We start from the raw sequence: 21,944 nt of genomic DNA, 5'->3' as shown, positions 1-21,944 counted from the left end.
GGGCTGCAGGCGGTCACTCGTCCCCAGACCGCCCCGTCGAATGCAGGCTATGTCTTTGTGAACGCGTGCACAAAGATGGTGTCCGATTTGCCCGGCCAACGTGACCGGGGTCACGCGCCCCCGGCGCGCGATCGTGGAACCGGCGCGCGGGCGGCGTCGTCGCTCACTTGATGGGGGCAAAACCGCACACACTCCTCACGATCATCGCCCCCGAGACCAAAACCGCCCCAAAGCGTAGACGACTTCGCGGGCTCTTTGGACTGCTCGGTCAGTATGTGCGGCCGCAACGAGATCGACTACGCGGTCAGCTCGCGCCGCAGGCGGTCTTCGTCCACGCGCCAGAACGTGTGCTGCTCCCCGTCCACGAGGACCACGGGGATCTGCTCCCAGTAGGCACGGTGCAGTTCGGCGTCCTCGGTGATGTCCTTCTTCTCCCAGGAAGAGCCCACCTCCGCGCAGACCTTCTCGATCACCGACTGTGCGTCATCGCACAGATGGCAGCCGGGCTTCCCGATGAGGGTGACGAGCCGCTCCCGCGGCTCCTTCTTCTCCGTACGCTTCCCCGCACTCTTCTCCGTGCTCTTCTCCGTGCTCTTCTCCGTACGACCGCCGCTGCGGCGAAAAATCGGGCTCATGCCCCCATTCTCGCCCCCTCGACGCGCCCGACGGGCGTCGCGCGCGAGGTCCGTTTAACGGCCGGGTCGCGGAGAGTTCACAGGCCCGAATCCTCCCGACTCCGGAACCACCGAACAAACTGGCTATGCTCACGACATGGCCGCTCTCGGATGGCTCACCCCCCGTAGGCGCTCCGCCACGGCGCGAAGCGTGTTGGCAGGCGAGGCCTCGGCTGAGGCAGCACGCAAGTCCTCCCAGGAGCAGGAGGAACTCGACGAGCTCGCCGCGGCCGCCGCGCCCGATGAACCCGAGGAGCCCGCGGAACCGGAATTCCCGGTCGCGGGCGACACCAAGGCCGCCGCCTTCTTCGACCTCGACAACACCGTGATGCAGGGCGCCGCGATCTTCCACTTCGGCCGCGGCCTGTACAAGCGGAAGTTCTTCGAGCGCCAGGAGCTGTTCCGATTCGCCTGGCAGCAGGCGTGGTTCAGGCTCGCGGGCGTCGAGGACCCCGAGCACATGCAGGACGCCCGCGACAGCGCCCTGTCCATCGTCAAGGGCCATCGCGTCGCCGAGCTGATGTCCATCGGCGAGGAGATCTACGACGAGTACATGGCCGAGCGCATCTGGCCGGGCACCCGCGCCCTCGCCCAGGCCCACCTCGACGCGGGCCAGAAGGTCTGGCTGGTCACCGCCGCCCCGGTGGAGATCGCCACGGTCATCGCCCGCCGCCTCGGCCTGACCGGCGCGCTCGGCACCGTCGCGGAGTCCATCGGCGGCGTCTACACCGGCAAGCTCGTCGGCGAACCCCTGCACGGCCCCGCCAAGGCGGAGGCGGTCCGCGCCCTGTCCGCCGCCGAGGGCCTGGACCTGGCCCGCTGCGCCGCGTACAGCGACTCGCACAACGACATCCCGATGCTCTCGCTGGTCGGGCACCCCTACGCGATCAACCCCGACGCCAAGCTGCGCAAGCACGCCCGCGAGCGGGACTGGCGGCTGCGCGACTACCGCACGGGCCGCAAGGCCGCGAAGGTCGGCATCCCGGCCGCCGCGGGCGTCGGCGCCCTCGCGGGCGGCGCGGCCGCCGCGATCGCGCTGCACCGCCGCCGCCACTGAACGCCATGAACCGCCGCCACTGAACGTGGCCGGGCGCACCCGGAAGTCGCCGGTCGGCGCGCATTCCCTCGGTCCTACCCCGCCCCGTCTCCCGCCAGTCCCGTTGGTTGAACTCGGCCACAAGACGCCCTGCGCGGTGACGGAATGTGAACTAATCCGATCAACAAACGCTCACTCTCTGGTACTTGATCAGACTCCGATCCGTAACAGAAGCGACGTAATCGGTGATTTGAGCAACTGGGTGTAGCGCTGCCTGTACGAAGCGTTATTCTCCTCAGACGCATAACGGACCCGCCACATCGCTACGACGGGTGAACGGTCCCGCACTGCACGTGATGGAAGCTCTGCCTCTGGGAGTCCCGTGTACCCACACGTCGGGGTTGACGCCTCGGGCCTGGCTACGCTGCGCGCAACGGTCATCGACCGCTTGCGCGGCTTCGTCCCCACCGCGTACGCCGTCCCCGCCGTCCCCGCCTTTGCCGTCCCCGCCGTCCCCGCCCTCGCCGTCCCCGCACCCGCCGGGCCGTGCTATGCCCTGGCGGACGGCGGTGCGGCAGTCAGCAGACGGGCCCGTTCCGGCGCCTCTGCCACCGCCTCAACACCCACCCCCCGCCGCCCCGCGGCGGACAGCGACAGCGCCCGCATGATGGACCTCGTCGAACGCGCCCAGGCCGGCGAGTCCGACGCCTTCGGTCGTCTCTACGACCAGTACAGCGACACGGTCTACCGCTACATCTACTACCGCGTGGGCGGCAAGGCGACCGCCGAGGATCTCACCAGCGAGACCTTTCTGCGCGCACTCCGCCGCATCGGCACCTTCACCTGGCAGGGCCGCGACTTCGGCGCCTGGCTGGTCACGATCGCCCGCAACCTGGTCGCCGACCACTTCAAATCGAGCCGCTTCCGCCTCGAAGTGACCACCGGCGAGATGCTCGACGCCAACGAGGTCGAGCGCAGCCCCGAGGACTCCGTCCTGGAGTCCCTCTCGAACGCGGCCCTCCTCGAAGCCGTGCGCCGCCTCAACCCCCAGCAGCAGGAGTGCGTCACCCTGCGCTTCCTCCAGGGCCTCTCCGTCGCGGAGACCGCCCGGGTCATGGGCAAGAACGAGGGCGCGATCAAGACCCTCCAGTACCGCGCGGTGCGCACCCTGGCCCGCCTCCTCCCGGACGACGCGCGCTAGCGCTCCGTAATCCCCAACTCACCATCCGTGGCGGCCAGATGGCCGCCACGGCACTTCCTCGATTCTTCGCGGTCCGATCATCTTTCGTCCGTAACCCAAGTGCCGAGACGCTCGTTGTGCGGGATGCAGGCTCCCTGTGGTCGCTCTCTGGCTACCTCTGCTCACTCGATCGTGTGCATGTGGTCAGGAGAAGCAACCCTCAGGACCCCCTGGGGAGTCGACCGTCATGACGAGAGGAGGTGCCGCCAGTGATCGCGAACGTATCGGCCCACCGGCGGGCGAACGCCTTCGCCCAGGCCCTGGAGGAGCAGTCCGACCAGGACCCGGCGGCCGAGCAGTCCGAAGAATCCACCACAGACCCCGGGCCACCTGAACCAGCCGCGCACGGCCGCATGCTGGCCGTGGCCGACGCCCTCGACGAGCTGCCCAAGCCGCAGCTCGACCCCGAGGTCAAGGTGGTCCAACGCGCACAGCTCGTGGCCGCGATGGAGGCCATGTTCCTGGAGGGTGCCACCCCCGCGGTTCCCGAACAGCGCTCCCGCAAGGGAGCCCACCGAGCCTCACTGCGCAAGCTGCGGCCACGATCCCGCCTGTCCAAGGGCATCGCGGCGGGCGGCCTCACCGTCGGCGTCGCGGCAGGAGCGTTCAGCGGCGTGGCGGCCGCCAGCTCCGACGCCCTCCCCGGCGACACGCTGTACGGCCTCAAGCGCGGCATGGAAGACCTCAAGCTGGGCATGGCCGACGGCGACTCCGACCGAGGCCAGATCTACCTCGACCAGGCGTCGACCCGGCTGAACGAGGCCCGCAGACTCATGGAGCGAGGCCGCGCGGGCGCCCTCGACCACGAGTCCCTCAGCGAGGTCAGGCGCGCCCTCTCCGGCATGAGGTACGACGCCACCGAGGGCCACCGCCTGCTCCACGAGGCGTACCAACGCGACGGCTCGCTCGGCCCGATCCAGGCACTCTCCTCGTTCTCGCAGTCGCACCGCGAGAGCTGGAGCGACCTCCAGGGCCGCCTGCCGGTCCAGCTGGGCGACGTGGGCGCCGAGGTCAACTCCGTCTTCGACGCCATAGACCAAGAGGTCGACCCGCTGCGCAGCCTGCTGCCCAGGCCCCCTGAGAAGGGCGGCACGACCGGCCGGGCGCCCCAGCGGTCCGGGGCTGCCGAAGGCCACGAGCGGCACCCCTCCAAGGGCGCCGAGGGCACCGGCAGGCACCGCGGCGGCGCGGAGCACGACAGCAAGCCGAGGCCCGCCGAGTCGAAGTCGAAGAGCCAGAACGAGGGCCTGCTCGGCGGCGCGGGCGGCCTGCTCGACCCGCCGTCCGAGAAGAAGTCCACCCCGGCCCCCTCCGACGGCGGGAGCAATCCGGGCAAGGACAGCTCCACGACCAAACCGGACGTCACGCTGCCCCCTGTCCTGCCCGGCCTCCTGCCGGAGCTGGGCATCGACAGCGAGGACGTGAAGTAGCGCTCAGCAGGTCAGTACGTCGATGGGGCGCTCTCCCCCGTGGGAGAGCGCCCCATCGACGTGTGCGTCGCTAGAAGAACACCGAACGCCGCTGCACGAGCAGCTTGTACAGCGAGTGCTGGATCTGCTCGCGGACCTGATCGGTCAGGTTGAACATCAGCATCGGGTCCTCCGCCGCCTCCGGCGGATAGCCGTCCGTCGGGATCGGCTCACCGAACTGGATCGTCCACTTCGTCGGCAGCGGCACCGCGCCCAGCGGGCCGAGCCACGGGAACGTGGGCGTGATCGGGAAGTACGGGAACCCGAGCACCCGCGCGAGGGTCTTCGCGTTGCCGATCATCGGGTAGATCTCCTCCGCCCCGACGATCGAGCACGGCACGATCGGCGACCCCGTGCGCAGCGCCGTCGAGACGAAGCCGCCACGACCGAACCGCTGCAACTTGTACCGCTCGCTGAACGGCTTCCCGATGCCCTTGAAGCCCTCCGGCATCACGCCGACCAGCTCGCCCCGCTCCAGGAGCCGCTCCGCGTCCTCCGCGCAGGCCAGGGTGTGCCCGGCCTTGCGGGCCAGCTCGTTGACCACGGGCAGCATGAAGACGAGATCGGCGGCGAGCAGCCGCAGGTGGCGGCCATGCGGATGGTTGTCGTGCACGGCGACCTGCATCATCAGGCCGTCGAGCGGCAGCGTCCCCGAGTGGTTGGCGACGATCAGCGCCCCGCCGTCGGCGGGGATGTTCTCGATGCCCTTCACCTCGACCCGGAAGTACTTCTCGTAGAAGGGCCTGAGCAGGGACATCAGGACCTGGTCGGTGAGCTCCTCGTCGTAGCCGAAGTCATCGACCTCGTACTCCCCGGTGAGCCGCCTGCGCAGGAAGGAGAGCCCGCCCGCGATCCGCCGGTCCCACCCGCCGCCGCGCTGCCCGGGTACGGCCCCGCCCGGCTCCCGCGCCCGCTCCGTGCCCGCCTGCCCGTCGTGCTGCCCGTCCTGTTGCCCGGGCAGCGCCTTGACCTCGCTCACGGCCGCGGGATCGCCCGCGCGCCGGGGCGCGGACCTGCGGCGCGCGGAGCGCTGCGCACCCCCGCGCGAACGGTCGTCGTCGAACGGAATGACCTTGGCGTCCGCCATCGTTGACGCTCTCCTCAGTTGGCGCTCTGGTGGCCGCCCGCGAGGGGCAGCGCGGCGATCCGGTCGACTGCCCCCGCGAGGGCACTGGGCGGCAGGAGCCCCGGGCCCCTGCTGCGTACGAAGTCCGCGAAGGTCTCCGCGGTCGTGTACTTCGGCCTGAACCCCAGTGTCTCGCGCATCTGCCGGGTGGCCACGACCCTGCCGTGGGTGAGCAGCCTGATCTGCTCCGGCGAGAAGTCCGTCATGCTCAGCGTGCGCAGCGCGGAGCCGACCCAGGTGACGGCGGGCAGGAACAGCGGCACGGTGGGGCGGCCGAGCCGCCGCGCGCACTGCGAGAGCAGCAGCTGACCGTCGCCCGCGATGTTGAACGTACCGCTGTTGAGCGTGGCACGCCGCGGTTCGTGCGAGGCGAGGCGCAGCACCTCGATCACGTCGTCCTCGTGGACGAACTGCAGGCGCGGGTCGTAGCCGAACACGGTCGGCAGGAGCGGCAGCGAGAAGTACTCGGCGAGCGGGGACTCCGCGGCCGGCCCGAGGATGTTCGCGAGCCGCAGCACGCACACCGCGACGTCGGGGCGGCGCCGGGCGAAGCCGCGCACATAGCCCTCGACCTCGACGGCGTCCTTGGCGAAGCCGCCGCTCGGCAGGGACTTGGGGGGCGTGGTCTCCGTGAAGACGGCGGGGTCGCGCGGCGCGGAGCCGTACACGCTGGTGCTCGACTTCACCACGAGCCGCTTCACGGTCGGCGACTTCTGGCACGCGCCGAGCAGCTGCATGGTGCCGATGACGTTGGTCTCCTTGACCGCGCCCCGGCCGCCCCTGCCTATCGCGGTGGCCGTCACGTCCATGTGCACGACCGTGTCCACGGCGTACTCGGCGAGCACCTTGGCGATCGCGGGCTGCCTGATGTCGGCCTGGACGAAGTCGGCGCCGCCCAGATGGTGCTCGGGCGGAACCGCGTCGACGGCGATCACCCGGTCGACCTCGGGATCACGCTGGACGCGCCGGACGAACCGTCCGCCCAGCTGCCGGGCCACTCCGGTCACGAGCACGACCTTGCCCAAGATCAGCGCCTGCCTTTCCCCAACCCTCGCCACGCACCGTCGGCGGTGTCCCGGCCCACGTGTGTCCCGGCCCACGCTAGCGGGTGGATGTTGCGCTGTGATGACTGTGCGCTGCGGGAAGTGACGACGGACACAGGGGAACGTACGGACCAATCGCCGGAAAACAGCGAAGCCCTCCCGCCTGACGACGGGAGGGCTTCGAACACGCTGTTACAGCGGCCGCTTACTTCTTGTTGCGACGCTGAACACGAGTGCGCTTCAGCAGCTTGCGGTGCTTCTTCTTGGCCATCCGCTTGCGCCGCTTCTTGATAACAGAGCCCACGACTACCCTCGCTCACTTCTCTTCACTAAGTGCGGGGCAGCAGACTGGGCCCACACGACCTACGTCGGCCAAGCCTACCTGTCCCCGCGTGAGGGACGTAATCGAGGTCCGATGCGCACTGCGGCGAGGGGCCCGGAGGCCCCTGCGCTCAACCTGCCTCGACCCCCACATACGACTCGCGGAGGTACTCGTGAACCGCCTGCTCCGGGACCCGGAAGGACCTTCCGACCCGGATGGCGGGCAGATGACCGCTGTGCACCAGCCGGTACACGGTCATCTTGGACACTCGCATCACCGCGGCGACTTCCGCCACGGTCAGAAACTGAACCTCGTTCAGCGGCCTCTGGTCTGCAGCCATGACACCCCACCTGAACCTTCCGCACATGACGGGCACCGGCTTCCCCTTCCGGTGACTCTTCGTCTCTGCGCGCTCACTCCCCAGACTAGGGGCGGATGATGCGAGTGGGGAAGAGGAGTAGCGATCGGCCGCCTACTGTGACAGACACGCTCGATTGAGTACATAGCGAGTAAGCGGTCGGTAGTAATCAGACCGCACAGCGTCATCAAGCGGAACGACGACGGACACCTGCCCCTCGGCCTCTCCGACGAACAGCGCGGGATCGTCCGTATCCGCCAGACCGATCGCCTCAAACCCCAGCTGACCTGCTCCGCAGACCCATCCGTGGTCCCCGACGACCAGCTCGGGAAGCGGTCCGCCGGCCTCCGCCGCGGCGTCCAGGACCGCCCGAACCGGGAGCGGTGAGTGGGTGTGTGCGCCGGTCTCACTCCCGGTGGGACGTGCGCCGGGTTCGCGCACCAGCGCGACTCCTTGTACGTAGTCAAGGTTGTACGTGCGTAGGCCAAACCGGGTCGTTATGTCGACACTGTTGCCCTGCGCCGGGGTGAGGACGGTGCATCCCGCCGCCGACAGCGCGTCCGCCAACGCGGCGTAGAACCCGAGGAGTCGATGCGGATGACCGGTCCCGAAGAGCACGGGAAGCCGCCTCCGCGCCGCGTCCGCGAGCCGCTCGGCGAAGGCGTCGAGCGCCGTCAACGTCCGCTCCGGATCGATGACATCGGCTCCCGTGGTGCACCGGGGATCCGCCGAGACCCCGCACTTGTCGGACATCAGCCGCAGCAGATCACCGGGCCCCCAACTCCACTCGGGGTCGAGCCCGAGAAGTATCCGCGGATCCCGCGCCGCGAAGAGCCGATAGCTCCGCAGGCTCTCTTCCCGCGAGGTGGCCACGGGCCCGGCCAACCGAGCCGCCAACAGATGCGCGCGCAGCGCTCCGGTGCTCAACACCCACCCGATGCTGGTACATCAGGCCCCCACCAACCCGAAAAACCCCGAAAAACCCCCACAGTTGGGCTAACACAGCCACAATGCTCTCAGCCCCTCCGGCGTTTGAGGAGCGGGGTCTGGGGCGGAGCCCCAGGATCGCCGACCGCCCCACTACGCCAAAAGCCCCCGCAAGGGAAACACCGCACGCCGAGCAGCAAGCACAGCCTGGTCAAGCCGGTCGGCGGGGTCATACCCCGACTCCCACCCCTTCCAGCCCACAGGCCACCGCCCATCCGTCATCCGCCGCGGCCCCGCCTCCCGCGTCCGCGCGTACACCTCCTGCCGCCAGCTCTCGGGAACCAGAGCCGTGGGCTCGACAGGACGCCCCGCGGCGATGCCGACCAGATGCGCCCAGGACCGAGGCACCACGTCCACCACGGCGTACCCCCCGCCCCCGAGCGCCACCCACCGCCCCTCCGCGTACTCGTGGGCCAGCTCGTGACAGGCGACCTGCACGGCCCGCTGCGCGTCGAGCGATACGGCGAGGTGGGCGAGCGGATCCTCGAAGTGCGTGTCGGCCCCGTGCTGCGTCACCAGGACCTGCGGCCGGAACTCCGCGAGCAGCTCGGGCACCACGGCGTGGAACGCCCGCACCCAGCCCGCGTCCCCGGTCCCCGCGGGCAGCGCGACATTGACCGCCGACCCCTCCGCGACGGCCTCCGCCCCCGTCTCCTCGGGCCACCCGGTCTGCGGGAAGAGCGTCCGGGGATGCTCGTGCAGGGAGACGGTCAGCACCCGGGGGTCCTCCCAGAACGCCGCCTGCACCCCGTCCCCGTGATGCACGTCCACATCCACGTACGCCACACGCTCCGCGCCCAGTTCGAGCAGCCTGGCGACGGCCAGCGCGGCGTCGTTGTAGATGCAGAAGCCCGACGCGGCCCCGGGCATGGCGTGGTGCAGCCCGCCCGCGAAGTTCACCGCGTGCAGGGCCTCCCCGCGCCACACCGCCTCGGCCGCCCCCACCGACTGCCCGGCGATCAGCGCGGAGACCTCGTGCATGCCGGCGAAGGCCGGGTCGTCCTCGGTACCGAGGCCGTACTCCCCGCGCGCGGACGCGGGATCGGCGGACGCGGCCTTCACCGCCGCCACGTAGTCCTCGCGGTGCACGAGCCGCAGCGTCGAATCACCGGCACGCTTGGCCGCGACCACGTCCAGCTCCTGGTCGAGCCCGAGGGCACCGACGAGACTTCGGGTCAGCGCGAGTCTCACCGGGTCCATGGGGTGACCCGGGCCGAAGTCATAGCCCGTTACTGCTTCGTCCCACATCAGCTGTGCGCGGCCGCTCATGCCCGTCACCGTATCGGTCCGCTTCCGGGGCGAAGGAGCGGGCGTACAACAAGGTCACGAGCACCAACACCATGGGAACGAGCATCGCCCCCCGGTAGCTCCACGCGTCCCCGAGCCCGCCCACCAGCGGTGAACCGATCAGGAAACCCACGTAGTTGAAGACGTTCAGCCGCGCGACGGCCGAGTCCGAAGCCCCCGGGAAGAGCCGCCCCGCCGCCGCGAAGGTCTGCGGCACGATCACACAGAGCCCGAGCCCGAGGACCGTGAACCCCGCGATCCCCACCCACGCCCCGGGCGCCACCGCCACGACCGCGAACCCGAGCGCGGCCACCACGGACCCCGCCCGCACCACCGCCACGGCCCCGAACCGCCGCACCCCCAGGTCCCCGAGCCCGCGCCCCACCAGCGTCATGACCATGTAGACGTTGTACGGAACGGTCGAGAGCTCCTCGGAGCTCCCCAGGACGTCCTGCAAGTACTTCGCACTCCAGTTGGAGACCGTCGAGTCCCCGATGTACGCGAAGCTCATGACGAGGCACAGCGGAAGCAGCAGCTTGAAGACGACGGGGCCGCCCTTGCCCGCGCCCGCCTCGGCGTCGTCCCCCTCGTCCCGCGCCCCGGCATCGACGTACCACCGGCTGCCCACCAGCGCCGCGGGCAGCAGCACCACGACGACCGGCAGATAGGAGACGAAGAGCGACAGGTCCCAGTGCGCCCCCGCCCACGCGAGCGAGGCCCCCGCGATCCCGCCCAGGCTGTACGCGGCGTGGAAACCGAGCATGATGCTCCGCCCGTAGGCCCGCTGGAGACTCACCCCGAGCATGTTCATGGACGCATCAAGAGCCCCCACCGAAAGCCCGAACGCCCCCAGCGCCACGGCCACGTGCCACATGGCGTCCCCGGCACCGACCCCCAGCAGGGCAAGCAGCACGAGGGGCTGCGACCACCTCAGGACCGCGCTGGGCGGCACCCGCTTCACCAGCTGCTCGGTGCACACGCTCGCGACGCCCGCCAGGATCGGGACCGCGGCCAGGAAGACGGGCAGCAGCCCGTCGGATATCCCGTACCGGTCCTGGATCGCCGGAATCCGCGTCACCAGCAGGGCGAAGGTCACTCCCTGCACCAGGAAGCCGAACGCGAGCGAGGCCCTGCCGCGCCGCAGCACATCTGTCATGGCTGCGTAGCGTAGGGCCCCGGGCTACCCGTGGGTAGGTGGATCACTCAACCAATTTCGGCGGCCTTGAGGTCCGCCTCGACCATCTCCTCCATGGGTCCGACGGCCAGCCGCCCACTGACCACGATGGTCAGCGTGATCGTCACCGCGGCGATCACCCCGCCCATCGCCACCATGGTGTCCACGGGCAGCGTGTACGCCCCCAGGATCCGCGCCACGGCCTCCCCGAAGAGCCCCACGCCCCACACCACGGAGAACGTCCGCTCCAGCCGCGCGAACCGCCCGCGCCGCGCGCTCAGCCGCTCCCAGGACGCGATCCGCGCCGCGTTCCCCTTGGTCACCCACGGCTTGAGCCCCGCGGTCATCAGCGGCCGCCCCGCGAACACCGACGCGAGCACGGCGAGCCCGATCGTCCCCGTGATCCCGCTGTCCTTGGCCAGCATGAGCCGCGGATCACCGGCGACGAGACTCAGCAGCAGCCCCACGACGTTGGCGGTCAGGATCAGCGCGGCGAGCCCGTTGACCCGCCGCTCCTTGACGAGCCCCCACACCGTCCGCACGCCCGGCACGACACTGCTCCAGGCGAGCGCCGCCATGGTGCCCATCCCGAAGCCCTTGCTGAGCAGGTAGTACGAGGCGGTGGGCACGATCGCGTCCAGCACGAGCGGCTTCAGTGACTCGATCCGCGCCTTGCGTGCTTCCGCGCCCTCGGTGGCCGGGACGGAGGCGGGGGCGTTGGCGGCCGTGATGACCGTGGCAGGGGCCTCGGTGGTGAGCTGGCTCATGATCGCGTTCCTCCGTCGTAGCTGTGTGCGTTCCGTTCGTTCGCGACTTCCTTCGCGACACACACAGCTTCGCCTTCAGGCCCTGTCCCCCAACAGAAACGATCGTCCGGAGCTGGCGGTGACAAATGTCAGCCAGGCCCCGCACGCCATGTCACACCCACGTCATTCACACAGGTCGACAGGGGTGCTCAGGCAAGGAGACCGATCAACTCCCGTAGGTCTCCGAAGAGTTCGGTGGCCCCCTCCAGCCGCTCGGCGGGCGTCATGGCGGTGAACCCGTAGACATCCATCCCTGCGGCCAGGGCGGCCCGCACCCCGAGCGGACTGTCCTCCACGACCACGCACTTCCCGGGCGCCACGCCCATGCGCTCGGCCGCGTGCAGGAAGAGATCCGGCGCGGGCTTCCCCCGCCCCACGTCCTGCGAGCTGAAGACCCGCCCCTCGTCGAAGTACTTGTCGAGCCCGGTCTTCCGATGCCCGACCCGGATCCGCTCATGACTCCCGGAGGACGCCAAGCAGTAGGCCACCCCGTCGGCGCCGAGCTCCTCGAGAACCTGCAGGGCCCCGTCCACGGGCTTCAGCTCGCGCTCGAAGGCGGCGAACACCCGCCCGTGAAAGACCTCGTCGAAGTCCGCGGGCAGCCGCTCCCCGCTCCGCTCCAGAATCAGATCGTGTACGCGATGCACGGCAGCGCCCATGTAGTCGCGCAAGGAGTCCTCGTACGACGTGGGGTGCCCGAGCTCGGTCAGATAGCCGGCCAGGATCGTGTTGGAGAGCGGCTCACTGTCCACGAGGACGCCGTCATTGTCGAAGATGACCAGGTCGTATCGCATTACCCGACCCTAATTGGTCCGGAACGCAGAAAACCCCCGCACCAGATGGTGCGGGGGTTTCCCTTAAAAATAGTTCGGCGGCGTCCTACTCTCCCACAGGGTCCCCCCTGCAGTACCATCGGCGCTGTGAGGCTTAGCTTCCGGGTTCGGAATGTAACCGGGCGTTTCCCTCACGCTATGACCACCGAAACACTATGAAACTGTCAACCGGAGCCGTGGCACATGGCTACGACGGTTGTTCGTGGTTTCAGAACCAACACAGTGGACGCGAGCAACTGAGGACAAGCCCTCGGCCTATTAGTACCAGTCACCTCCACCCGTTACCGGGCTTCCAGATCTGGCCTATCAACCCAGTCGTCTACTGGGAGCCTTAACCCCTCAAAGGGGGTGGGAATACTCATCTCGAAGCAGGCTTCCCGCTTAGATGCTTTCAGCGGTTATCCTTTCCGAACGTAGCCAACCAGCCATGCCCTTGGCAGGACAACTGGCACACCAGAGGTTCGTCCGTCCCGGTCCTCTCGTACTAGGGACAGCCCTTCTCAATATTCCTACGCGCACAGAGGATAGGGACCGAACTGTCTCACGACGTTCTAAACCCAGCTCGCGTACCGCTTTAATGGGCGAACAGCCCAACCCTTGGGACCGACTCCAGCCCCAGGATGCGACGAGCCGACATCGAGGTGCCAAACCATCCCGTCGATATGGACTCTTGGGGAAGATCAGCCTGTTATCCCCGGGGTACCTTTTATCCGTTGAGCGACGGCGCTTCCACAAGCCACCGCCGGATCACTAGTCCCGACTTTCGTCCCTGCTCGACCCGTCGGTCTCACAGTCAAGCTCCCTTGTGCACTTACACTCAACACCTGATTACCAACCAGGCTGAGGGAACCTTTGGGCGCCTCCGTTACTCTTTGGGAGGCAACCGCCCCAGTTAAACTACCCATCAGACACTGTCCCTGATCCGGATCACGGACCGAGGTTAGACATCCAGCACGACCAGAGTGGTATTTCAACGTTGACTCCACGAACACTGGCGTGCCCGCTTCACAGTCTCCCACCTATCCTACACAAGCCGAACCGAACACCAATATCAAACTGTAGTAAAGGTCCCGGGGTCTTTCCGTCCTTCTGCGCGAAACGAGCATCTTTACTCGTAGTGCAATTTCACCGGGCCTATGGTTGAGACAGTCGAGAAGTCGTTACGCCATTCGTGCAGGTCGGAACTTACCCGACAAGGAATTTCGCTACCTTAGGATGGTTATAGTTACCACCGCCGTTTACTGGCGCTTAAGTTCTCAGCTTCGCACGCCCGAAAGCGCACTAACCGGTCCCCTTAACGTTCCAGCACCGGGCAGGCGTCAGTCCGTATACATCGCCTTACGGCTTCGCACGGACCTGTGTTTTTAGTAAACAGTCGCTTCTCGCTGGTCTCTGCGGCCACCCCCAGCTCAGAGTGCAAGACTCATCACCGGTGATGGCCCCCCTTCTCCCGAAGTTACGGGGGCATTTTGCCGAGTTCCTTAACCATAGTTCACCCGAACGCCTCGGTATTCTCTACCTGACCACCTGAGTCGGTTTAGGGTACGGGCCGCCATGAAACTCGCTAGAGGCTTTTCTCGACAGCATAGGATCATCCACTTCACCACAATCGGCTCGGCATCAGGTCTCAGACTATGTGCAAGGCGGATTTGCCTACCTTGCGTCCTACACCCTTACCCCGGGACAACCATCGCCCGGGCTGGACTACCTTCCTGCGTCACCCCATCACTCACCTACTACAAGTCTGGTCCGTCGGCTCCACCACTTCCCTCAACTCCGAAGAGATCGGGACGGCTTCACGGACTTAGCATCGCCTGATTCGATGTTTGACGCTTCACAGCGGGTACCGGAATATCAACCGGTTATCCATCGACTACGCCTGTCGGCCTCGCCTTAGGTCCCGACTTACCCTGGGCAGATCAGCTTGACCCAGGAACCCTTAGTCAATCGGCGCACACGTTTCTCACGTATGTATCGCTACTCATGCCTGCATTCTCACTCGTGAACCGTCCACCACTGCCTTCCGGCGCGGCTTCACCCGGCACACGACGCTCCCCTACCCATCACGATCCCCGTTGGGGGTATATATCGCAATGACACGACTTCGGCGGTACGCTTGAGCCCCGCTACATTGTCGGCGCGGAATCACTAGACCAGTGAGCTATTACGCACTCTTTCAAGGGTGGCTGCTTCTAAGCCAACCTCCTGGTTGTCTGTGCGACTCCACATCCTTTCCCACTTAGCGTACGCTTAGGGGCCTTAGTCGATGCTCTGGGCTGTTTCCCTCTCGACCATGGAGCTTATCCCCCACAGTCTCACTGCCGCGCTCTCACTTACCGGCATTCGGAGTTTGGCTAAGGTCAGTAACCCGGTAGGGCCCATCGCCTATCCAGTGCTCTACCTCCGGCAAGAAACACACGACGCTGCACCTAAATGCATTTCGGGGAGAACCAGCTATCACGGAGTTTGATTGGCCTTTCACCCCTAACCACAGGTCATCCCCCAGGTTTTCAACCCTGGTGGGTTCGGTCCTCCACGACCTCTTACAGCCGCTTCAACCTGCCCATGGCTAGATCACTCCGCTTCGGGTCTTGAGCGCGCTACTAAATCGCCCTATTCGGACTCGCTTTCGCTACGGCTTCCCCACACGGGTTAACCTCGCAACACACCGCAAACTCGCAGGCTCATTCTTCAAAAGGCACGCAGTCACGAGACACCAAGCAAGCTTGATGTCCGACGCTCCCACGGCTTGTAGGCACACGGTTTCAGGTACTATTTCACTCCGCTCCCGCGGTACTTTTCACCATTCCCTCACGGTACTATCCGCTATCGGTCACCAGGGAATATTTAGGCTTAACGGGTGGTCCCGCCAGATTCACACGGGATTTCTCGGGCCCCGTGCTACTTGGGTGTCTCTCAAACGAGCCGCTGATGTTTCGACTACGGGGGTCTTACCCTCTACGCCGGACCTTTCGCATGTCCTTCGTCTACATCAACGGTTTCTGACTCGCCTCACAGCCGGCAGACTGTGAAAGAGAGATCCCACAACCCCGCATGCGCAACCCCTGCCGGGTCTCACACGCATACGGTTTGGCCTCATCCGGTTTCGCTCGCCACTACTCCCGGAATCACGGTTGTTTTCTCTTCCTGCGGGTACTGAGATGTTTCACTTCCCCGCGTTCCCTCCACACTGCCTATGTGTTCAGCAGCGGGTGACAGCCCATGACGACTGCCGGGTTTCCCCATTCGGAAACCCCCGGATCAAAGCCTGGTTGACGACTCCCCGGGGACTATCGTGGCCTCCCACGTCCTTCATCGGTTCCTGGTGCCAAGGCATCCACCGTGCGCCCTTAAAAACTTGGCCACAGATGCTCGCGTCCACTGTGCAGTTCTCAAACAACGACCAACCACCCATCACCCCGAACCAGTAGATCCGAGTGCACTGGGGTCGGCACTGAAGGCAGCCGAAACCGGCCGTACCTTCAGATACCCAACAGCGTGCCCGACCCGATCCCCTGACTTTCACGTTCCACGCCGAAGCAGTACTAGTGAAGCCAAGTCATCGTGCCGAGTAGTCAACGTTCCACCCATGAGCAACCAGCATCGAACATTCGCCGATGTACTGGCCTCTGACCGAGCGAACTCGGTAAGAAGTGCTCCTTAGAAAGGAGGTGATCCAGCCGCACCTTCCGGTACGGCTACCTTGTTACGACTTCGTCCCAATCGCCAGTCCCACCTTCGACAGCTCCCTCCCACAAGGGGTTGGGCCACCGGCTTCGGGTGTTACCGACTTTCGTGACGTGACGGGCGGTGTGTACAAGGCCCGGGAACGTATTCACCGCAGCAATGCTGATCTGCGATTACTAGCAACTCCGACTTCATGGGGTCGAGTTGCAGACCCCAATCCGAACTGAGACAGGCTTTTTGAGATTCGCTCCGCCTCGCGGCTTCGCAGCTCATTGTACCTGCCATTGTAGCACGTGTGCAGCCCAAGACATAAGGGGCATGATGACTTGACGTCGTCCCCACCTTCCTCCGAGTTGACCCCGGCAGTCTCCTGTGAGTCCCCATCACCCCGAAGGGCATGCTGGCAACACAGAACAAGGGTTGCGCTCGTTGCGGGACTTAACCCAACATCTCACGACACGAGCTGACGACAGCCATGCACCACCTGTATACCGACCACAAGGGGGGCACCATCTCTGATGCTTTCCGGTATATGTCAAGCCTTGGTAAGGTTCTTCGCGTTGCGTCGAATTAAGCCACATGCTCCGCTGCTTGTGCGGGCCCCCGTCAATTCCTTTGAGTTTTAGCCTTGCGGCCGTACTCCCCAGGCGGGGAACTTAATGCGTTAGCTGCGGCACCGACGACGTGGAATGTCGCCAACACCTAGTTCCCACCGTTTACGGCGTGGACTACCAGGGTATCTAATCCTGTTCGCTCCCCACGCTTTCGCTCCTCAGCGTCAGTAATGGCCCAGAGATCCGCCTTCGCCACCGGTGTTCCTCCTGATATCTGCGCATTTCACCGCTACACCAGGAATTCCGATCTCCCCTACCACACTCTAGCCTGCCCGTATCGACTGCAGACCCGGGGTTAAGCCCCGGGCTTTCACAACCGACGTGACAAGCCGCCTACGAGCTCTTTACGCCCAATAATTCCGGACAACGCTTGCGCCCTACGTATTACCGCGGCTGCTGGCACGTAGTTAGCCGGCGCTTCTTCTGCAGGTACCGTCACTTTCGCTTCTTCCCTGCTGAAAGAGGTTTACAACCCGAAGGCCGTCATCCCTCACGCGGCGTCGCTGCATCAGGCTTTCGCCCATTGTGCAATATTCCCCACTGCTGCCTCCCGTAGGAGTCTGGGCCGTGTCTCAGTCCCAGTGTGGCCGGTCGCCCTCTCAGGCCGGCTACCCGTCGTCGCCTTGGTGAGCTTCTACCTCACCAACAAGCTGATAGGCCGCGGGCTCATCCTTCACCGCCGGAGCTTTCAACCCTCTCCCATGCGAGAGACGGTATTATCCGGTATTAGACCCCGTTTCCAGGGCTTGTCCCAGAGTGAAGGGCAGATTGCCCACGTGTTACTCACCCGTTCGCCACTAATCCACCCCGAAGGGCTTCATCGTTCGACTTGCATGTGTTAAGCACGCCGCCAGCGTTCGTCCTGAGCCAGGATCAAACTCTCCGTGAATGTGTACCGGTAATCCGGTGCGACACCACGAGAGCGGAACCAAGGAGAGGAATAATCCCCTTGGTTCACAGCGTCCTCGCTGTGCTGCCTGCACGAGCCTCAAGGGCCGTACAGGACTTTTTCAAAGGAACCTCAACTCACCGAAGTGAGTCGGGGTATCAACATATCTGGCGTTGACTTTTGGCACGCTGTTGAGTTCTCAAGGAACGGACGCTTCCTTTGTACTCACCCTCTCGGGCTTTCCTCCGGGCGCTTCCCTTCGATGTTTCTTTTTGTTCTTCGTTCTTGCGTTTCCGACTCTATCAGACTCTTTCGTGTCCGACTTCCTCGGTGCCTTTCCGGTTCCCGCTCCAGCCTTTCGGCTTTCGCGTTTCCCTTTCCGGCGGTTCCGACTCTATCAGATCCTTTCGGGCCCGATTCCCAGTCGAAGTGGGGTTGTCTTCCCGGCTGTTGGGCCGTTCCGACGAGTGAGACTTTAGCGGAATCCTGGCTCCCGACCTAATCGGGGGCGCCCTCTCGAACGCGGATTCCTCATTTCGCAAATACGCATGAAAACAATCCGAAGACGGGTCCCGTGAGGGAACACGACATCGATCGCTTGAATGGTTCTTGCGGAATGGCCGCCCGGGGACCGACCAAGTGGTCGACGCTCACGTCGGGCAACTCGGAGAACACTACGTACCGGCCCAGGGCGTGTCAACTCCAGGACGGAGGGGCCTCTGGAGGACTACTCTGGGCCGCATGACAACGCATGCGTGCACCCAACTGTGGTGGGCCGCCTGACGGCGGCCGGACCTACGCATGCACTCAACGGCCGCCGCTTCGGCGGCCGTTCTCGTTTCTCCCCCTGGAGGAGCCGAAGCCCGGTCGTCGGGCAGGCGGTCCTGACCAGGAGGCGGAGAGATGAAGAGGATCTTCAGCGGGATCAAGCCCACGGGGCACCTGACCCTGGGGAACTATCTGGGAGCCGTCCGGCGGTGGGCTGAGATCGATCAGCACCAGGCCGACGCCCTGTTCAGCGTGGTCGACCTGCACGCGCTGACCGTGGAGCACGATCCGGGCCGGGTGCGCAGGCTCAGTCGGCAGGCGGCGACGCTGCTGCTCGCGTCGGGGATCGATCCCGGCCTCGCCACCGTGTTCGTACAGAGCCACGTGGACGAGCACGCCCGGCTCTCGTACCTGCTGGAGTGCGTGGCCACGGACGGCGAGATGCGCCGGATGATCCAGTACAAGGAGAAGTCGGCGCGGGAGCGGGACCGCGGCGGGAGCGTGCGGCTGTCCCTGCTCACCTATCCCGTCCTGATGGCGGCGGACATCCTGGCGTACGGCGCGGACGAGGTGCCGGTCGGGGACGACCAGACCCAGCACGTCGAGCTCACGCGGGATCTCGCGGTGCGGTTCAACCAGCGGTACGGACAGACGTTCGTCGTGCCGCGGGCCACGGCGCCCGAGGTCGCGGCGCGGGTCATGGACCTCCAGGACCCGGCGTCGAAGATGGGCAAGTCCCACGAGGCCGGTGCCGGGATCGTCTATCTCCTCGACGAGCCCGACGTGGTGCGCAAGAAGATCCTGCGCGCCGTCACGGACAGCGGCACCGAGGTCGCCTACGACCGGGAGGCCAAGCCGGGGGTCACGAACCTGCTGGAGATCCTGGCCGCTTGTGAAGGTGGGAACCCAGAAGCCTTGAGCGGTGTATACGAGTCGTACGGCGCACTGAAAAAGGACACCGCCGAGGCCGTGGTGGAGCTGCTCAGGCCCGTGCAGGAGAGGCACAAGGAGCTGATGGCTGATTCCGCGTATGTAGAGGAGGTGTTGCGGCAGGGGGCCGAGCGGGCCAGAGAGATGTCCCGGCCGACGGTGGACCGGGCCTATCGGGCGATCGGGCTGCTGCCGCCGGTGAACGAGGCCCGGTAGGCGCGAGGGCTGGTGGCGAGGCGCGCTGCGAAGTGCTGGCGCATCGTGACCTCGCTGCCGAAGCCCGCGCGGCGGGCCACCTCCGGCATGGGCAGGTCGGTGCGTTCGAGGAGTTTCTGCGCGGCCGCGATGCGCTGGTCCAGGAGCCAGCGCAGCGGGGTCGTGCCGGTGGCCGCCGTGAAGTGGCGGGCGAAGGAGCGCGCCGACATGCCCGCGCGGGTGGCGAGGTCGGCGACGGTGAGCGGTTCGTGGAGGTGACGGAGGGCGTATTCGCGTACGGAGGCGAGGGCATCGGCGTCGCGGTCGGCGCGCGGGGTGGGGTGCTCGATGAACTGGGCCTGAGTGCCAGTGCGGAAGGGGGCGGTGACCATCGAGCGGGCGACGGTCGCGGCGGCTTCCGAGCCGTGTGCGGTGCGGACCAGGTGCAGGCAGAGGTCGATGCCGGCGGCGGTGCCCGCCGCGGTCCAGATGTTGTCGTCCTCGATGAAGAGGGCGTCGGGTTCGAGGGAGACAAGGGGGTGGTGCGCGCGGAACAGGTCGACGAGGCCCCAGTGGGTGATCGCGCGGCGGCCGTCCAGGAGTCCGGCCTGGGCCAGGGCGAAGGCGCCGCCGCAGAGTGCCGCGATGGTGGTGCCGCGTGCGTGGGCCCTGCGCAGGGCGTCCAGTACGGGTGCCGGTGCTGACGTCAGATGGTCGTCCAGGCCGGGGACGACGATCAGGTCCGTGCCGGTCAGCCGGTTCAGCCAGGTGAGGCCGCGGTCGGGGGTGAGGGTGAGGCCGCCCCTGATCGGTACGGGCGTGGGGTCGGCGGCGACGCGGCGGAGGTCGAAGGCGGGCACGCCACGGTCCGTGCGGTCGGTGCCCCAGACCTCCGTGATGACGGAGACGTCGAAGGCGCGGATGCCGGGGAAGGCGAGGAGCGCGATGCGTTGCGGCACGGTGGCAGTAAACCATCGATCGCTGGCTTTCCGACCTCTGGGGCGGGGGGCGCGGGGGCGGCAGCATCGTGGTCATGGAGATCGCAGAGAACGCAGCGCTGGTCGTGGTGGACGTACAGAAGGGATTCGATGAGGAGGAGTTCTGGGGACCGAGGAACAACCCCGGGGCCGATGACAACATCGCCTCGCTGATCGATGTCTGGCAGGCGACGGGGCGGCCGGTCGTGTTCGTCCGTCACGACTCGTCGAAGCCGGTGTCGCCGCTGCGGCCCGGATACGTGGGCAACGACTTCAAGGAGTACGTCGAGCAGCGGCGCGGGAAGGGGGCCGGGCCCGAGCTGCTCGTGACCAAGGCCGTGAACTCGGCCTTCTACGGGACGCCGGACCTGGACGCGTGGTTCAAGGCGGCGGGGGTCACGCAGTTCGTGGTGACCGGGATCCAGACCAACATGTGCGTGGAGACGACGGCTCGGATGGGAGGGAATCTGGGGTACGAGGTGCTGGTTCCGCTGGACGCCACGCACACGTTCGATCTGGTGGGGCCGTTCGGCTGGCGTCTCGACGCGGAGGAGTTGGCGCGAGCCACGGCGGTCTCGCTCCATGGCGGTCGCTTCGCCTCGGTCGTCTCCACGGAGGAGGTCCTGGCCGCGGCGCGGTGAGGGGCGTCGTCGTGGCGGGCCGGGGCCGGTCCGCTGCGGCGTACCGGCCCCGTCAGGTCATGCGTTGTTGCCGGAGGCCAGTTCCCTGCCGCGGTCGCGGGCCGCTTCGAGGGCGGCGATGAGGGCGGCGCGCACGCCGTGGTTCTCGAGTTCGCGGATGGCGTTGATCGTCGTGCCCGCGGGAGAGGTGACGTTCTCGCGGAGCTTGACCGGGTGTTCGCCGCTGTCGCGGAGCATGACGGAGGCGCCGACGGCGGCCTGGACGATCAGGTCGTGGGCCTTGTCGCGCGGGAGGCCGAGGAGGATGCCCGCGTCGGTCATGGCCTCGACCAGGAAGTAGAAGTAGGCGGGGCCCGAGCCGGACAGGGCGGTGCAGGCGTCCTGCTGGGTCTCGGGGACCCGCAGCGTCTTGCCGACGGCGCCGAAGATGTCCTCCGCGAGCGTCAGTGCGTCGCCGGTGGCGTGGCTGCCCGCGGAGATGACGGACATGCCTTCGTCGACGAGGACGGGGGTGTTGGGCATGACGCGGACGACCGGGGTCTTCTCGGCCAGGCGCTCTTCGATGAAGGCGGTGGTGATGCCCGCGGCGGCGCTGATGACGAGGCGGTCGGCGGTGACGTGCGGGGCGAGTTCGTCGAGGAGCTTGGCCATGTCCTGCGGCTTGCAGGCGAGGATCAGGGTGTCGGCGCGCTTGGCGGCGTCGGCGTTGCTGACGGGGGTGACGCCGTAGCGGGTGCGGAGTTCGTCGGCGCGTTCCTGGCGGCGGGTGGTGACCAGGAGGTCGGCGGGGGCCCAGCCGCCGCGGATCATGCCGCTGAGCAGGGCTTCGCCGATCTTGCCGGTGCCGAGGACTGCGACTTTCTGGCTCGTGGTGCGGCTCATGAGCGG

The 21,944-nt window shown here is 66.6% G+C and carries 17 protein-coding genes and 3 rRNA genes; 5 read left to right on the top strand and 15 right to left on the bottom strand.

Annotation, left to right across the window (positions count from 1 at the left end; translation table 11 throughout):
* Window positions 1-296: 296 nt before the first annotated feature.
* Entirely contained in the window at window positions 297-635 is a 339-nt protein-coding gene (locus KY5_RS23085; RefSeq protein ID WP_098244038.1) for a glutaredoxin family protein, read from the bottom strand.
* Between the two features lie 136 nt (window positions 636-771).
* Between KY5_RS23085 and KY5_RS23080 the strand changes: the two genes are divergently transcribed.
* From KY5_RS23080 to KY5_RS23070, 3 genes are all read left to right on the top strand, one after another.
* On the top strand, window positions 772-1,731 hold the full coding sequence (locus KY5_RS23080; RefSeq protein ID WP_098244037.1) for an HAD family hydrolase: 960 nt from the start codon (window positions 772-774) through the stop codon (window positions 1,729-1,731).
* Window positions 1,732-2,092: 361 nt separating this feature from the next.
* Window positions 2,093-2,911, top strand: a complete 819-nt coding sequence (locus KY5_RS23075) for an ECF subfamily RNA polymerase sigma factor, BldN family (protein WP_098244036.1) — start codon at window positions 2,093-2,095, stop codon at window positions 2,909-2,911.
* Between the two features lie 248 nt (window positions 2,912-3,159).
* The gene (locus tag KY5_RS23070; RefSeq protein WP_098244035.1) at window positions 3,160-4,380 is read left to right on the top strand and encodes a DUF5667 domain-containing protein; all 1,221 of its coding nucleotides are present in this window, start codon (window positions 3,160-3,162) and stop codon (window positions 4,378-4,380) included.
* A 70-nt stretch (window positions 4,381-4,450) separates the two neighbouring features.
* Here the strand turns inward: KY5_RS23070 and KY5_RS23065 are convergent, their stop codons facing one another.
* From KY5_RS23065 to KY5_RS23010, 12 genes are all read right to left on the bottom strand, one after another.
* On the bottom strand, window positions 4,451-5,506 hold the full coding sequence (locus KY5_RS23065; RefSeq protein WP_098244034.1) for a lysophospholipid acyltransferase family protein: 1,056 nt from the start codon (window positions 5,504-5,506) through the stop codon (window positions 4,451-4,453).
* Window positions 5,507-5,520: 14 nt separating this feature from the next.
* A complete protein-coding gene (locus KY5_RS23060) occupies window positions 5,521-6,570 on the bottom strand; it encodes an NAD-dependent epimerase/dehydratase family protein (RefSeq protein ID WP_098244033.1) in 1,050 nt (349 codons plus the stop codon).
* A gap of 223 nt (window positions 6,571-6,793) precedes the next feature.
* A complete protein-coding gene (locus tag KY5_RS23055; RefSeq protein WP_003948845.1) occupies window positions 6,794-6,892 on the bottom strand; it encodes a 30S ribosomal protein bS22 in 99 nt (32 codons plus the stop codon).
* Between the two features lie 148 nt (window positions 6,893-7,040).
* Window positions 7,041-7,250: a helix-turn-helix domain-containing protein gene (locus KY5_RS23050; RefSeq protein ID WP_159072587.1), complete on the bottom strand. Its 210-nt coding sequence runs from the start codon at window positions 7,248-7,250 to the stop codon at window positions 7,041-7,043.
* Between the two features lie 132 nt (window positions 7,251-7,382).
* Window positions 7,383-8,198, bottom strand: a complete 816-nt coding sequence (locus KY5_RS23045; RefSeq protein WP_098244031.1) for a phosphatase — start codon at window positions 8,196-8,198, stop codon at window positions 7,383-7,385.
* 150 nt (window positions 8,199-8,348) lie between these two features.
* Complete coding sequence (locus tag KY5_RS23040) at window positions 8,349-9,524, bottom strand: acetoin utilization protein AcuC (protein ID WP_098247422.1); 1,176 nt, start codon at window positions 9,522-9,524, stop codon at window positions 8,349-8,351.
* Window positions 9,475-10,698, bottom strand: coding sequence for an MFS transporter (locus KY5_RS23035; protein ID WP_098244030.1), 1,224 nt, complete (start codon window positions 10,696-10,698; stop codon window positions 9,475-9,477). The genes KY5_RS23040 and KY5_RS23035 overlap by 50 nt, the downstream gene beginning before the upstream one ends.
* 47 nt (window positions 10,699-10,745) lie before the next feature.
* A complete protein-coding gene (locus KY5_RS23030; RefSeq protein ID WP_234362827.1) occupies window positions 10,746-11,483 on the bottom strand; it encodes a VC0807 family protein in 738 nt (245 codons plus the stop codon).
* 188 nt (window positions 11,484-11,671) lie between these two features.
* Window positions 11,672-12,316, bottom strand: a complete 645-nt coding sequence (locus KY5_RS23025) for an HAD family hydrolase (RefSeq protein WP_098244029.1) — start codon at window positions 12,314-12,316, stop codon at window positions 11,672-11,674.
* A 72-nt stretch (window positions 12,317-12,388) separates the two neighbouring features.
* Window positions 12,389-12,505: ribosomal RNA gene (gene rrf, locus KY5_RS23020) — 5S ribosomal RNA — on the bottom strand.
* 88 nt (window positions 12,506-12,593) lie between these two features.
* A 23S ribosomal RNA gene (locus KY5_RS23015) occupies window positions 12,594-15,719 on the bottom strand.
* Window positions 15,720-16,019: 300 nt separating this feature from the next.
* A 16S ribosomal RNA gene (locus KY5_RS23010) occupies window positions 16,020-17,545 on the bottom strand.
* The 16S, 23S and 5S rRNA genes sit together here, the layout of an rRNA operon.
* Window positions 17,546-18,448: 903 nt before the next feature.
* Here KY5_RS23010 and trpS point away from each other — a divergent pair.
* Window positions 18,449-19,459: a tryptophan--tRNA ligase gene (gene trpS / locus KY5_RS23000; RefSeq protein ID WP_098244028.1), complete on the top strand. Its 1,011-nt coding sequence runs from the start codon at window positions 18,449-18,451 to the stop codon at window positions 19,457-19,459.
* Here trpS and KY5_RS22995 read toward each other — a convergent pair.
* Window positions 19,414-20,397 (bottom strand): GlxA family transcriptional regulator, encoded by a 984-nt coding sequence (locus KY5_RS22995; protein ID WP_098244027.1) that lies wholly within the window; start codon window positions 20,395-20,397, stop codon window positions 19,414-19,416. The genes trpS and KY5_RS22995 overlap by 46 nt on opposite strands.
* Before the next feature lie 74 nt (window positions 20,398-20,471).
* On the opposite strand from KY5_RS22995, the gene KY5_RS22990 reads away from it, so the two are divergent.
* Window positions 20,472-21,056 carry a cysteine hydrolase family protein gene (locus KY5_RS22990; protein ID WP_098244026.1) on the top strand — a complete coding sequence of 195 codons (585 nt, stop codon included), beginning with the start codon at window positions 20,472-20,474 and terminating at the stop codon, window positions 21,054-21,056.
* Window positions 21,057-21,113: 57 nt separating this feature from the next.
* Here KY5_RS22990 and proC read toward each other — a convergent pair whose 3' ends face one another.
* Window positions 21,114-21,938: a pyrroline-5-carboxylate reductase gene (gene proC / locus KY5_RS22985; RefSeq protein WP_098244025.1), complete on the bottom strand. Its 825-nt coding sequence runs from the start codon at window positions 21,936-21,938 to the stop codon at window positions 21,114-21,116.
* Between the last annotated feature and the right edge of the window lie 6 nt (window positions 21,939-21,944).

Source organism: Streptomyces formicae (genome assembly GCF_002556545.1).
GTDB lineage: Bacteria > Actinomycetota > Actinomycetes > Streptomycetales > Streptomycetaceae > Streptomyces > Streptomyces formicae_A.
This window is presented reverse-complemented; position numbering and strand designations above follow the sequence as displayed.